Here is a 13991-nt window from a genome sequence, read left to right on the forward strand (position 1 = left end):
GTAGGCTCGTGACGCTATAGCGTTGGGTGCTGAGATGTCCCGCTTCGTTGAAGGTGAAGATCGTCAGCAGCAAGCGCTGTTGCCCAGCTGCCTCGAAGACTATGTGTCAGAAGACAATCCCGTCCGGATTGTAGATGTGTTTGTCAGCGAGCTGGATCTTGGATCGCTCGGCTTTGATGGGATGGCGCCAGCCTCGACGGGGCGGCCAGCTTATCACCCCGCGACGTTGCTGAAGCTCTACATCTACGGCTATCTGAACAAGGTTCAGTCGAGCCGCCGGTTGGAGCGGGAGACGCATCGCAACGTCGAGCTGATGTGGCTTACGGGACGGCTGACTCCCGACCACAAGACCATCGCCAACTTCAGAAGAGACAATGGTCCTGGGATCCAGGCCACCTGCAGCCAATTCGTGGTGCTGTGCCGGGAGTTGGGCCTGTTCACCCAAGCCCTCGCGGCGATCGACGGCAGCAAGTTCAAGGCGGTCAATTCTCGCGATCGGAACTTCACCGCGACGAAGCTGAAGAAGCGGATGGAGCAGGTGGCGGAGAACATCGCCGGTTATTTGCAAGATCTGGACGCCGCCGACCGGCATGAAGGTGAACTGGCGCAGGCGCGGGCCGTGCGGCTGAGAGACAAGATCGCTCTGCTTCGCGCCCAGATGCAGGCATTGAAAACCTTGGAGGTGGAGGTCGCCGCCACGCCGGGCGGCCAAATCTCTCTGAGCGACCCCGATGCCAGGGCGATGGCCACCAGCGGACGCCTGACGGGGATCGTCGGCTACAATGTCCAGACCGCTGTAGAGGCCGAGCACCACCTCATCGTCGCCCACGACGTGATTATGACCGGCAGCGACCGCCAGCAGCTCGCCGCCATGAGCGGGAAGGCGAAGGCCGCAATGGGCGACCAAGCGTTGGACGTACTGGCGGACCGCGGCTACTTCTCTGGCGAAGAGATCCTTGCCTGCGAAGCGATCGGCGTTACGCCCATCGTCCCAAGGCCTCAAACCTCCGGCTCGCGAGCCGACGGACGGTTCGGCAAACAGGACTTCGTCTACCTAGCCGAGCAGAACGTGTATCGCTGCCCCGCGGGCAGTCTCCTGCCGCAGCACATGACGACGGTCGAGAAGGGGCTGACCCTGCACCGCTACTGGGATCGCGCTAGCTGCCAGGCATGCCATCTCAAGCCGCAATGCACACCGAGCGTTGAGCGACGGGTGACCCGATGGGAGCATGAGGCGGTGATCGACGCCATGCAGCGACGCATGGATCTCGCGCCGTACAGCATGCGCACCCGACGAAAACTGGTCGAGCATCCGTTCGGCACGATCAAAGCCTGGACCGGCTCGGCTCACTTCCTGATGAAGAGGCTAAAGAACGTCAGAACCGAGATCAGCCTGCACGTCCTCGCCTACAACCTGAAGCGGGTAATGGCGATCCTCGGGACCAAGCCGCTCATCGCCGCCATGCAGGTCTGACCAACCGCGCTCGCCCTCAATGCGCATTACCGGGCTGCGGAGGCCAAAAGGGTTTTTACACAGCCTCGGCTCTTAGCCGACTCTAGGAGAGTCCTGTTCCTGGAGGCGCCCTGGGGCCGCTCAGCCAAAATGTCGCTTCGGCCTCGACCTTGCCCCTGAGTGGCCGGTTTACCCCTATTCCGTTGAAGAAGTCGGGTTTTCAGACGAGCTGAAGCAGCCGGCTCGAGCCTGCGAGGGGCCGCTCTCCCCTCATGTGGCTGGGACGGCGGCCGGAGGCGCGACCAGCTTGGCGAGCTTGCGCAGGTTCTGGGCGGTGGCGGCGAGGAGGAACTTGTCCCGGGCGCCGTTGGGACCTCGCAGTCGCAGCCGACCGAGTTTCAGGATGCGTTTGAGGTGGGCGAAGAGCATCTCCACCTTCTTCCTCTGACGCCGGGAGGTCAGGTAGGCGTCGGTCTTGGCGATTGCGCGCGCCATGTCCCTCGCACCCTCGTGGATCGAGCGGGCGACCTTCCTGGCCGGCTCCTTTGGGCAGCACCGGGCCTTCAGGGCGCATGGCGTGCAGTCGTACTTGCTCGCCCGATAGCGGATCTCGTTGTCGCCGCCGACCGTGCCGCGCGTGGTCAAGGCGCTCCCGCCGGGACAGCGGTAGGTGTCGCTGTCATGGTCGTAGCTGAAGTCGGCGCGAGAGAAGGTCCCGTCCGTACGCCTGCTCTTGTCGAACACCGGGATATGCGGCTCAATTCCTTGCTCATGGACCAGCCACGCCAGCATCTCAGCGGAGCCATATCCGGTGTCGGCGGCCAGCCGCTCCGGCCAGATCTCGAAGCGCTCGCGGGTACGCTCGATCATCGTCTTGGCCGCCGCCACCTCCGCCTGGCGCACGGCGGTGGAGGGCTCAACGTCGACGATGACGGCGTGGTCGAGGTCGATCAGGTAGTTTGTGCAGTAGGCGAAGTAGGCCAGCCCGCCGTCCGCGCCTGTCCAGCGCGAAGCGGGGTCGGAAGGCGACAGCATCTTGGGCGTCACCGGCGTGGCCGCGCCAAAGGCAGCCTCGTCCAGCACCGCCAGATACTCTTCGACCGCTCGATTGGTCACATCCGGCGGCAGGCCCTCGGCGCCTGGAACGCAGGTCTGGCGGCTGGCGTCGGCCTCGATCAGGCTGGCGTCCACCGCAAAGCCTTCGCCTCCGACCAGGCCCTCGTCCATGCAGCGGCGCACCACCTGCTCGAACAGGCGGCGCAGGAGATCGCTGTCGCGGAAGCGGCCGTGTCGGTTCTTGGAGAAGGTGGAATGGTCGGGTACATCGCCCTCCAGCCCCAGCCGGCAGAACCAACGGTAGGCCAGGTTGAGGTGCACCTCTTCGCACAGCCGTCGTTCAGAGCGGATGCCGAAGCAGTAGCCCACCACCAGCATGAAGCCTGGGTCGAGGTCGGGCGCAGGACGTCCGCGGAGAGCGCCAGCAGCGAGCGGCGGATCGAACCGTGGAAGCATGCCGCGCCCACCATGTAGCTTTGGCCCGACAATCTGGTCCAAGTCGGGTCGTTCGGCTGCAACGGCCAACAAGGCCGATGCGAACTCACATGTGGCAGTGAGCATGCCGATAGGCAAAGTCAAATCTGAGTTCTTCGCTGGACCTCGCCACGTCGCCAAACCGCTCAGAGGTCCATTTCAGCTGTTCGGCTTGACCCTGTCATTTCTGGTCTCCCGCTAACCAACAGAGGAAGCGCGGCAATCGATGAAGGGATCCGGCTCCAATACCTCCGAATGTCAATCAGGGTGCAAATGCTCCCTGACTGACCTAACCCGAATAAGGGTAAAAGCCGACAGCTCCAACTTTCTCAGCAGACATATCAATCTGCAAGCGGGGAGGCTGGATTGAGGACGCTCTTCGGCATCAGAGCCGGGAAGCTCTTCCGGACCCAGCGACGCACGGGTACGTCATAAAATTTGTAAGCGGCCCAGCTAATGCATGGAGTCCCAACCATGAACGCTGCGGCAATGGCTGGCGCCTTTGGGCCATTGCCATGGCCGAAAGCGTCCGGCGCCACTAGAGCTGCGACACAGAAGAAGGCGGCCTGCAAAACATAGAGCGGGTACGAAACCTCGCCACTCTCCACCATCAGCCTTCGAAGTAATCCGGTCGGCTCCGTACAGGCGCCCGCGAGCACGAGCAGTGGGAAGACAATGAACACCTCTAGCAGGTCAACAATGGGACGCGGACCGGGGATCATGAATAAGGCGAACGGAAGGAGCGCTAGAAGCCACGAAGGTAGGCGAGGCGCGCGTACTCCACTGAGCCACAGCTTGTAAACCGTCACACCTGCGAAGAAGGAAAAAAGGACGCGTATGATCCCGCCGGCCTTCGTGTTCCAGGCCGACCCAAGATCTAAGCTCCCGCGTTTGAAGGCTTCAAATATGAGAAGTGCGGCCATAACGGTGAGCAGCCCGAGCAAGATGCGGACGGCCAACCGTCGAGCGAACAGAGCATACACCCCGTTGGCCACGAGCTCATAGAACAACGACCAGGCTGGAAAATTGGCTGGAAAGATGGATCCGCGATAGGTGCCAAGTGGCATCGGTTGAGCGGGAGCTGGCAGGAATAACGCGGCCAGAAGAATGGCGGGTGCCGCCATATGAACGCCATTGTGAGCGATGAGGAACGCTGCCCCAACCGCGGTCCCGAGGATGTAAAGCGGGTATAGTCGGACTAGCCTGCCAAACATGAACTTCATGCGCCGCTGCCATGTCTGGCCCGTCGTTGCGGCGAGGTACTGATCGTTGGACAGGGCGAGCACAAAACCGCTCAGCACGAAGAACAGATCGACGGCTAGATATGATCCTGGAATGGGCCATCGGCCAGTAAATCGCACGTGGCGCAACACGACCGCGATCGCCGCCACACCGCGCATCCCATCCAAGGTATGGAATTTTCGCGTGAAATCGTCAGCCGCGATGACGCTCGACATCCCTACTCCTGTGTTCATGGGTGTCGACAAGCCTGAGCATGGCGCCTCGCAGTTGGCAACCCTGGCTCATCCGGCGAATCGCCTTCGAGGCGTAATCGCTGGATTTTCAACGACGCAGAGATCCACCACGACCATCTTTTAACTTCGAGAGACGCCCCGCACCCGATTTGCTGGTAGCGACGATGTCACGGTGAGCGGGTGCGCCCGGTGGCTGGCGCCATGATAATCGAAGACGACGGCAATCTCTACGCGTTGCCTAAAAATGGGAAAATAACCGAGCTCTTCAGCGTTCGCTAGATAAGCCCACCAGAGCGCTGATCCAAAGAATCTAAACCTGGTCCACGGCGCAAACGAAACTCGATGATGCGCTAACCGACACAATGACAGGCATCATCTTCCATCTCACCGTTAGTATTGTTTTACCAGCGTGGGTTTTTCAACGCACGTTCGTAGAGTAATCTTTGCATTTTCGATTGTTATGGTCATGTTCATCGCCTTGTAAGCACGCGCAAGTCGCGTCCTTATGACGTCAGATAAACAAAACCGCCATTATACAACATGGATCATCTGTTGGCGCATTTACGAGCTTAGTTTCATGCCGTAATGCAGCGTGCTTCATTGTCGGTCTTACGGCTCTTTAGTTCCAAAAGCCGAAATCAAGTTTTCGGTAAAACGCTTAGCTTAGCGTCGTCCGCGACTGACGTTCAGAACCGGCCATGCGTAAGCGCGCAGCGCCCAAAAAACATGAATGGAATCGATATTGGGGACGTTCCGGTAACTCGCCTGCGGACCGTCTTTAGATCGCCCAAGGGACGGCGATGCACATCGAGGCGCCGCTGCGGCCAAAGGAGACCAACCGTTACACAGGACGAAGCCCGGCTTCAGAGCGAGGCGACGACTAAACTCACGATCGTAGCCTAATGATATCTCGGGGTCTGAGCTGGGAGGAGGTCCGGCGCGTCGCCCGTGGAGGCTGGTTCGCGCCGGACTTCCCGCGCCATCGCTTCCCTTTCGGGGACCGGCACGCCGGCACCTTACATAAAGCTTCACCATTGGCGAGCGATTTCTGCGCGCCCCGAAGGATCAGCGGCAGACACGGCGGCTCACAGCTGGACCGACGCCAGCAGGCTGCGACGCCCGCGGACGTGTCCGTGGGGCCGAAAAGACGTAGGCTGCTCGTTGCACGGATGCGGCTGTTGCGGCTGGACGTAGGCTCCGATTGGAACGGCGCCAGCAGGCCTGGATCTTCCTGCGTGCGTGATAGCCAATGGGCCCCGTGATCCTCCCGTGATCCTTATGGACGGCATCGTATCAAAGCCGCCTTAGGGGTAGCTTTTCAGACACGCGTTGAGAGATGTCCGCTTGAGAGGCGTCGCATCGACGAGGAGGGGACCCCGGGCATTAGGGAAACCGCTGTCGATCACCTCGATTGGCGGCGCAACCTATGTTTCCCAGCTTGACTTACAAGTGAGCGGTCGAATTGGGGCAACGCGCTTCGGGGGAAAACACGTTCACATCGCGAGAATGCTTAAGGTTTGAGGCCGCCCCCCGCAAACTGAGGGGGCGGAGACCTCAAGGAACACTCGGCGAGCGTTGGAGTTGACGGGGCGTCGAGCTGCTCATAGAAATATCCCACCGGCACCCCAAGGGCGTGGGCAAGGTGCCACAACCGTTCAGCGGATAGGCGCGTTATACCGCACTCATAATTGTGAATTTGCTGGAAGCCGCAACCCAAGGAACTCGCCACTTTCGCTTGGGTAAGTTTCAATTGAGTGCGGCGCGCTCTTATCTGCTTTCCGATGTGTAGGTTGACGTCAGGCGACACGGGCCCCTCACTCATCTCAAAACGGTATTTAGACCGCATGGGAGCAAGGATCGTGCCTCCTAGTTGAGCGAGATAGGCGCTAGCAACCAAAGGCGACGAAATCAAACATTTTCTCGAACTAAGACTCCAGCGCTAACCTGGGCGGATCGTTTCCTCCAGGAAAAGACTGGGAAGCGATCCGCCGCCTTCGACGCCGTGGGACTGCTCGGAAGTGGTCCAGAGGCGGATCAAGCGAGCGGAATGGGGCCACGGCGACTATTGTCGTCGACCCCTCAGGCCCACGACAGGGCGACTACGCCTCGCCACGACCGATACCGGGTGACGAACAGAGGAGACCCGCTTCTCAGACCCCGCGCGGCCCGTTGGCCGCGCGGGATTGATTTACCTACGGTTGGAAAACACCTCATCTGGCGTGTTGGTGCAGGTATCGAGAAACCACGGGGGCTCCGTCTTTAGGGGCCGAGGCGATTAGGCATTTGCCCGACGACACCTCATGGATGCGGCCATCAGGGGAGAGGGCGAACCGTTGATTGGCGCCAAAATGGCATTGCCACAGTTGCACGGGGGTGCCGTCGGCACGGGACGAGCGGCCACGGACATCTAGACATAGGCCACCATCGTCACCGCAACGTCGCCGGTTCGATCTCGCCGACCCGGCGCACGGCAGATCGAGATGCTCAGCTAAGGCGGCTCGGCTGCGGGCCACGTGGGCGATAGGCAGGGGCTCGCCGGTTTTGCACCTACCTCGCGCCTGTTGAGGAAGGGTCGCAAACACGCAGCACATCCACCGGCCCGCCCGGTTGCAGCGCGTCGAACACTCCAACGGTCAATACGCCCGTCCAAAATGCGCCCGTGTCCAGGTTCGTGCGATGGGCGAGCAACTCTGGCTCGGCGGCTTCACGCTTGCCCTCCCATTCGGGCGTGTGACCATGGACGATATGTTTTCGGCCAGCGAAATCGGCTGGATCGGCGCGCAGGAACCGTTCTCGAATCCACAACAGGGTATGCTCATCCTGGTCGTCCGCAGGTTTCGATGGGTCCAAGCCGGCATGGACATAAATCCGGTGCTCGTCCTCCAAGATCGTGGGGAGCGCTCTCAGCCAGTCGAGATGAGTTGGCGGAACCAGATGCATCGCCGCCATTAGCCCGCTCTGGCTCCCGTAGGAGCGAAGCGTGGCCTCACCCCCCGCGTGGATCCAATAAATCGCCTCGTCGGCGTCCCCTAGAAACGCCCGGAGCATCATGTCCTCATGATTTCCCTTGAGGCAGACCGCCGCGCTCAGGCGCTGGGCCACCATGAGGCTATCGATCACCTTCGAACTCTGCGGCCCACGATCGACGTAGTCGCCCAAAAACACCACCCGGCCGGACCTGCCCCCCGCATGCTGATTGATCCTCTCCACAGCTTGGCAGAGCAGATCGTAGCGACCGTGAATGTCTCCGACGACATAGGTGAGAGTCGGACGGACCGTCATTGCTGCACGCTCCAAGGATCGTGATGGGGCCTTTTATGTAACTCGCCGCTCGCCGCTACCCACCCCTAAGCTACCTTCGTTGCTCTATGTCTCCCGTCCAACGGCTGGAAGGCTCTCACGACGCTCGCCAACCGCGAGCGCTTAATCGCGTGTTCGCGCGGGCGCAACGGCTCGCACTGTAACGAGCAGGCTCCAAGCCGAGGCTTCGCATCGGGGAGGGGGCTGATGGCCGTCTTCCTTAAGGGTCAGCCCTACCCCCCGAAAGGCGGGGTGGAAAACGACGCCTCGTCCATATGGTCGAGAAGACGCGATCTCGTCATTTCAGCGGCGACGGCGCTCCAAGGCGTCCCACTCGGTCGACGCCACCGCGGCGCCTACGCCGCTCGCCTCGTTTCAGGACCGGTGAGCGACAACAGCGCCGACGCCACTCGGCTTTGGCGGTCGCGCCTCTTTGGATAAACCCTGGGCTGACCGCGCTCGCCGGAACAAAGGCTCACCGACATCCACCCAGTGACCATTCCAAAGGCCGCTGGATGTCAAAGCGATAAATCTGGCGCCACCTCAATGGTCACTGCTCAGGGGCGACCGACGGGAGCTAGAAGCGTCCGCATTCAGCCGTCCCTCGGCTCTGAGGCGGTACACAGAGGCTATTCCAATCCCCAAGCGCCTCGCGATCTCAGCTGCGCCGTGACCCTGAGCCTGTAGGTCGCTGACTTTTGCGACGTCGATCGAGGCCGGCCGCCCCCCCATATAAGCGCCTCGCGCCTTCGCAGCCTTGATGCCTTCAACCTGGCGCTCACGGCGAGCATTGACTTCGAAATCGAGGAATAACACCAGCATATCGCCAAGGGCCTCCCCAGAGGGCGTGCGGGTATCGATCCCCTGCTCGATCGCTCTAAGCGATGCATCCTTCGATTTCAGCAGGCTTAGGACGCCTTGAAGCGCACTCATCGACTGGCCAAAGCGGTCGAGCCGGGTGACGACGACGCTGTCGCCCGCTTGCAGCTCGGCAAGGAGGGCGGCCAATTTGGCGCCGCGACGCCGCGACTTGGCGCTTGCGATCTCAGTGACGATTTTGGTGCAGCCCGCCGCCCGCAAACTCGCGCGCTGCGCCACGACGTCGGGATCGGTGCTGCTCGCCCGCGCATATCCATAACAGGTCATCGATTCCCCACCCTAATGGCGCTCAGACCGATTCCCAAGCTCCGCGCCCTGGCCGTCACCCGGACAGCCACGCCCTTTTAGCCTTCCCCTCGCGCAGATAAATGCAGCGGACTGAGCGCCATTTCGGCATGCTCTGTCACGCAACCCACACTGCGATCACGGGCGAGGCTCGGGCGGTCATGGCCGCCGACCGCCCCAACAGACAGCGCCTCTGGCGGACTGGCTGGCGCCGCCTTGACGCCGCCTTCGAAAACAAGCCTCGCTTCTGCACTGATCGACTGGCCCGCAATGTGGGGGATCCACCTCAACATGATGCGCAGAGATCGTATGAAACGTCCCCGTTCGCCTGAACCGGGCCCACAGAAAGATCGGGGGGCCGCCGAGCCCCCGTCCAAGTTGCAATCCTCAGGCCCAAGCCGGACTAGGTTGCTTGGCTCGCTAAATGAAGGCGTAGTCTTGACCCGCCACTAGGTGGGTTTGGCTGCCCATCTCGTGCACAAGAAATTGCCCCAGGACCGAATGGGTCGGGCTCATCACCTGGTACCACTGGAGGCTATCGTTTTCTGAAGTCGTCCCCTGGCCCGAGTAGGAGGCGAACTGCAAAGTGGCGCCTGAGCCAAATCCGCTAAGATCGAGGAAGTCGTGCTCCGTAGCGGTGCGGGTGAAATCCGAGATTTGAGTGCCGACGGTAAACCCCGGTTCCAACACGAAAGTGTCGTCGCCCGCGCCGCCCTGAAGGAAATCTCCCCCGACGCCGCCGATCAAAACGTCGTTGCCCGCCGTACCCTTTAGCGTGTGATTGACGGTGGTCGTTTCCAAGAGCTGGCCCCCAGCGGTTGGAGACGGGATTCCGCTGCTCGCGGGGCTGGACGATGTCGTCGAGGAGGGGGTGGTCGTCGAAGAGCTAGGTTGGGCGGCGGCCGATGCTGCAAGAGTCCCCGACGACGTTGCAGGCGTGGACGCTGTGGTAGCGGCCGGCGTGGGGGTTGAGGGGGCGGACGTCGTGGAAGAAGGGACGGCGGAAGTGGAAGCCGCAGTCGCATCGATGAAGGCGAAGTCTTGACCAGCCACTAATTGCGTCTGGCCGCCGATCGTGTGGACAAGGAATTGCGCTTCGACCTTATGGTTTGCGTCCTCCACCGAATAATACTGCAAGGCGTCGTTTTGACTCGTGGTGCCCTGGCCGGAGTAGGAAGCAAACACAAGCGACGATCCGGTGGAAAATCCGCTCAACTGAATGAAATCATGCTCCGTTGCCGAGCGCGTAAAATCGGCAATCTGGGTCCCTATCGTGACGCCGGGATGCAACACGAAGACATCGTCTCCGGCGCCGCCTTGCAAATAGGCGGCGCCTGAGTTCACGACCAAGACATCGTTACCCGCGCCCCCTTTCAGCGTCGCGAGGGTCGGCGTGGTCTCAAGCAGCGAACCGTTCGTGGACGGCGCCGCCATCGCGGTGAGAGCGGAAGCTGCCGCAGCGTGCGTCGGAACCGAGGTGGCGGCCGTGGCGGAGGGGGACTGGGTTGCGGTTGGAGTCGAGCTCGCGGCGCTGGAGGCGGCGGCCGTCGACGTCGTCGAGGACGAACTTGACGTCGTGGCTGGGGTCGTCGTGGCGGGCGCGCTGGTTCCGGTCGAAGTCGAGCTCGTCGTCCCCGAGGTGGCGGAAGCAGCCGTTGTCGGGGTCGAGCTGGGCGTTGTCGCCGGCGTCGTCGTGGAGGTTGTGCTGGCCCCGGTCGAGGTCGAGCTCGTCGTGCCTGAAGTGGCGGGCGCTGAGGTCGGGGTGGCGGGTGTGCTGCTTCCCGTCGTGCTCGTCGCGGGCACGCTCACGGGCGAGTCGGCCAAACTATAGGCCCGCACATAATTCACCTGCATCGTCGAGGTGAAGGAAGAGCTCGGCGTGCTGGTGGCCGACCCCGAAATCGCCAGGTCGATCAGCATATACATGGGCTTGTTCATGTCGGCAGGCGTCGCCTCCTGCGCCACCTGAACGCCGTCGACATACCAAGTGATGGTCGAAGCGGTCCATAAGACCCCGTAGTCATGAAAGCCCGTCGTGCTGCCCGGCACGTAGCTGGATATGGCGTCCTGGGTGGCCACGCCGTTGACAACCGAGTGGGCCGTTTCACTGACCGTGTCGGTGCCGTTGGAGGCCTCAAGCACGTCAAGCTCCGGCGGCCAGCTCCCGTCGGCGGGCAGCAGCCAAAAGGCCGGCCAAGCTCCAGATCCGGTAGGTAGCTTGGCGTCGATGTCGAAATAGCCGTAGGTCTGCTGAAAGGATTCCTTGGTGGTCAGCAGCCCGGACACATAGCTGTAACCATAGAGCGCCGTCTTGTCGGCGGCAGGTGTGGCGCTGGCGGTAATGCTCAGCACACCGTTGTTGATCGAAAACGGATTGAGCCCAAGCGCCGTCGTGCCCGCCCCCGTCATCGTGGGATCGACGTAGATTTCCTTCTCACCATTGGACGTGAGCGTGCGGCTACCTAACGAGTTCGACGTCGCCCCGTAGCCGAAATTCGTGGTCCAGGTCCCTGAGGTGCCGTTGTTGAGGCTCAACGAGTTAAACTCGTCGTCGAACGTCATTTTCATGGCGCCCGTATTGACGGCTAATTGAAAGTTCGACGCTGTGAAGTCCGATATCTGCTCATTCCTGAACAAAACAGCATCATTGGCGTCAAGCTGCAGGACAACATTACTGCCGACCTGCGTCATCGCCGCCTGCACCTGGGCAAAGGACGTGAAGTTGACGTAGCCGCCGAGCGAGACGACATCATGACCTGCGCCGGCGATGAAGCCGTCGACAGCATCGTGCCCGGAATTGGCGTCAAAAATGACCGTGCTTTTGCCGGTCCCCAGCTCAATGAGATCGTTGCCCGCGCCCCCGTCGATCGTCTGGGTGCCCGAACCCTGACCCCAAATGATGTTGGCGCCTGAATTGCCGTAGGCGACGCCATTGCCGCCGATCGCCAGGTTCTCGACGTTGGCGGGAAGCTGATAGTCCATCCCATTGATCTTGACTGTATCGACGCCGCCGTTCGGCTTTTCGACGATCTGGTCAAGCGGGCTGTAGACATAATAGGTGTTATCGCCCGCCCCCCCGACCAGGACGTTGCCGCCATCGGACCAGATCGCTTGGGCGGCGGTAGCGCTGCCCGTGACGGTCGTGCCTGGCGCGGTCGCATAGACGCTGGAAACTGGATTGGCGCTGTACGGCAGAGGATTCCCGTAGAAATCCAAGAAAGGATCCGTGGAAGACATGAACGTCCCTCGAGAGATTGGGACGGTAACTATCGGAAGGCTATGAACTCACCGTAATTATATAGACTTAATCAGACAACAACATCCAATGTTAAAACACTATTGCAATCCCGGGCTCATGTTTTGTTAACCAGCCTACAGAGGTTCGGCCCAGAAATGTTCAGGATCGTGGCCAAATCGCCTTACAAGCACTGACGGGCTTAGCGAGCAATCAAATACAGCGGAGTCGGAACCCTCCGCAAACAACGCCTTGGCGCGGTCCAAGGCGTCGTTGATCGCGTTCGTATGTTGATCAAAGTTGGCGAGAATCGAATCGTCGCGCACCACCTGCCATGCCTGCTCTGTATGCATCACCTTTATCAAGATCATGGCGTTGACTCCGCTCCCGATCGTTTGCTCGCAAGTCGCGGGACCGGGGTCTTGGCTATAACGCGGCGCGCCGCGATCTGGCTCCGGAACGCGCAGCACTTCGGGCCTAGGTCCCATAAGAGCCGGAAGGCGGATTGGGCGCGATCGCGTCACACCCCGTCGCCGACCGATCCCAAACGCAGTTGCCATTTAGTCACGCTAGTCCCGCCCAAAATGAGCGACCGCCCGATCGGCCGGGTCGCAATTCCTCCGGCTTTATATTCCGCAGGCTGGACCGTGACGCTCTGATCGAGGCTCTCGATCAAAGGGTTCGGTTCCAACGACGCGAGTTCAGCGCGGGCTGCTTGTATCGCGTCTCACCCGTCTAAAGGGAATCTAAAGTTGGTGCGGCGTACGGCCGGGCATGGCGGGGCAGGCGAGGGGTTTGTCGCTATCCTTGCCCGCCAGCCGCGGATAGAGCGCGCCGAAGTCTTGGCCAAGGCGTGCGGTGAGCGCCGCGGCGCCGAACATATTCAGGTGTGCGGGGTCAAACCAATAGCTGGGCTGCGCCAACACGTCGTTGGCTGACACTATCGGACCACGACCGCGGTATAGGCTGTCGTCGATAGGGCCAGCCGGCTTGCCGTATCCGGGCAGATAGAGGAAAACGACCTTGACGCCGCGCCGCGCCGCCTCAGCCACGATCTGATCGACATAGTAGCGCGGTGCACGATATTCATAAGCGTCGAGCTTTGCACCGAGCATATGCAAGCTCTTTTGCCGTGCTGCGTCTTGCGCCGCCCGTTCCAGCCGATCCCTTGGGTAAACCCGGTCTCGAAGCGGGGTAATGGCGACGCCGCCGACATTTACGATCCGCGTGTTGTCGACGTTTGAGCCATCATAATTGCGGGCGTCGAAACCAGCCTTGAGACCAAATTGCCCTGGGAAAAGGCTTTTGAAGCCTAGGGATAGCTGGCGAAAGGGAATACGTACGAGGTCATGGACATAGCCAACGTTTATGAATATCGGGGCCGTCAAGACGTCGTGGAGATCAGCGACATACGGGAAGAGGGGATGAGGCTTCCGGGACTCGTTTTCCACCACCTCCAGAACAAGCACCTTGACGGGCCTGTTTTTCAATAGCTCCCGCGCGATAATCCAGTGCAGACTGCGGCCATACTCGGGGACGGCTAGGTTCACCGCATTGACGCAATGACCTGTGGCCAGGCTCACGCGACGCGACACCTCCGCGGCGTCGACCCCGTTCATCGTGTGAGAGGTGCCGACAAAGGCGATGTCGATCGGTGTCGGGTCGAAGTGAATCCGTTCGTAGATCCACCCGAGCCGGGCGTAGGCCTCGGTCCGCATCGCCTGCCACCGCACATAGCGATCATGCGGCAGTAGCGACATCCCAAACAGGGTGGCCGCGGCGACGGCCAATCCAAGACAAACGGTTCGTACAAGGCGCATCATCGGTGAACCGC

The 13991-nt window shown here is 61.1% G+C and carries 9 protein-coding genes and 1 pseudogene; 1 reads left to right on the plus strand and 9 read right to left on the minus strand.

All coding sequences use genetic code 11. The features are described 5' to 3' along the window. The first annotated feature begins 34 nt into the window (after window positions 1-34). Entirely contained in the window at window positions 35-1474 is a 1440-nt protein-coding gene (locus tag GSQ87_RS06660; RefSeq protein ID WP_158914533.1) for an IS1182 family transposase, read from the plus strand. Window positions 1475-1723: 249 nt separating this feature from the next. On the opposite strand, the pseudogene GSQ87_RS06665 reads toward GSQ87_RS06660, so the two are convergent. The 9 genes and pseudogenes from GSQ87_RS06665 to GSQ87_RS06705 all read right to left on the minus strand — a co-directional run. Then, window positions 1724-2908: pseudogene (locus tag GSQ87_RS06665) on the minus strand (transposase); the annotation flags it as partial. 416 nt (window positions 2909-3324) lie between these two features. Then, window positions 3325-4440 carry an acyltransferase gene (locus tag GSQ87_RS06670; protein ID WP_158914548.1) on the minus strand — a complete coding sequence of 372 codons (1116 nt, stop codon included), beginning with the start codon at window positions 4438-4440 and terminating at the stop codon, window positions 3325-3327. Between the two features lie 1528 nt (window positions 4441-5968). Then, window positions 5969-6304: a helix-turn-helix domain-containing protein gene (locus GSQ87_RS06675; RefSeq protein WP_371416655.1), complete on the minus strand. Its 336-nt coding sequence runs from the start codon at window positions 6302-6304 to the stop codon at window positions 5969-5971. A 364-nt stretch (window positions 6305-6668) separates the two neighbouring features. Next, window positions 6669-7049, minus strand: coding sequence for an RICIN domain-containing protein (locus GSQ87_RS23065; protein WP_158914552.1), 381 nt, complete (start codon window positions 7047-7049; stop codon window positions 6669-6671). Continuing rightward, window positions 7006-7740 (minus strand): metallophosphoesterase family protein, encoded by a 735-nt coding sequence (locus tag GSQ87_RS06685; protein ID WP_158914554.1) that lies wholly within the window; start codon window positions 7738-7740, stop codon window positions 7006-7008. Before GSQ87_RS06685 ends, GSQ87_RS23065 begins: the two co-directional genes overlap by 44 nt. 561 nt (window positions 7741-8301) lie before the next feature. Next, the gene (locus GSQ87_RS06690; RefSeq protein WP_158914556.1) at window positions 8302-8904 is read right to left on the minus strand and encodes a recombinase family protein; all 603 of its coding nucleotides are present in this window, start codon (window positions 8902-8904) and stop codon (window positions 8302-8304) included. 438 nt (window positions 8905-9342) lie between these two features. Continuing rightward, a complete protein-coding gene (locus GSQ87_RS22990; RefSeq protein ID WP_158914558.1) occupies window positions 9343-12138 on the minus strand; it encodes a family 16 glycosylhydrolase in 2796 nt (931 codons plus the stop codon). 156 nt (window positions 12139-12294) lie between these two features. Continuing rightward, window positions 12295-12528 (minus strand): hypothetical protein, encoded by a 234-nt coding sequence (locus tag GSQ87_RS06700; RefSeq protein ID WP_158914560.1) that lies wholly within the window; start codon window positions 12526-12528, stop codon window positions 12295-12297. Window positions 12529-12903: 375 nt separating this feature from the next. After that, window positions 12904-13980 carry a hypothetical protein gene (locus tag GSQ87_RS06705; RefSeq protein ID WP_158914562.1) on the minus strand — a complete coding sequence of 359 codons (1077 nt, stop codon included), beginning with the start codon at window positions 13978-13980 and terminating at the stop codon, window positions 12904-12906. Window positions 13981-13991: the final 11 nt, after the last annotated feature.

The organism is Caulobacter sp. S45 (genome assembly GCF_009765965.1).
Taxonomy (GTDB): Bacteria; Pseudomonadota; Alphaproteobacteria; order Caulobacterales; family Caulobacteraceae; genus CAHJWH01.

Coding starts and splice junctions, on each gene's coding strand:
- GSQ87_RS06700 (WP_158914560.1), bottom strand. CDS start 12,528: ATGATCTTGATAAAGGTGATGCATACAGAGCAGGCATGGCAGGTGGTG.
- GSQ87_RS23065 (WP_158914552.1), bottom strand. CDS start 7,049: ATGTGCTGCGTGTTTGCGACCCTTCCTCAACAGGCGCGAGGTAGGTGC.
- GSQ87_RS06670 (WP_158914548.1), bottom strand. CDS start 4,440: ATGTCGAGCGTCATCGCGGCTGACGATTTCACGCGAAAATTCCATACC.
- GSQ87_RS06705 (WP_158914562.1), bottom strand. CDS start 13,980: ATGATGCGCCTTGTACGAACCGTTTGTCTTGGATTGGCCGTCGCCGCG.
- GSQ87_RS06675 (WP_371416655.1), bottom strand. CDS start 6,304: ATGCGGTCTAAATACCGTTTTGAGATGAGTGAGGGGCCCGTGTCGCCT.
- GSQ87_RS06685 (WP_158914554.1), bottom strand. CDS start 7,740: ATGACGGTCCGTCCGACTCTCACCTATGTCGTCGGAGACATTCACGGT.
- GSQ87_RS06690 (WP_158914556.1), bottom strand. CDS start 8,904: ATGACCTGTTATGGATATGCGCGGGCGAGCAGCACCGATCCCGACGTC.
- GSQ87_RS06660 (WP_158914533.1), top strand. CDS start 35: ATGTCCCGCTTCGTTGAAGGTGAAGATCGTCAGCAGCAAGCGCTGTTG.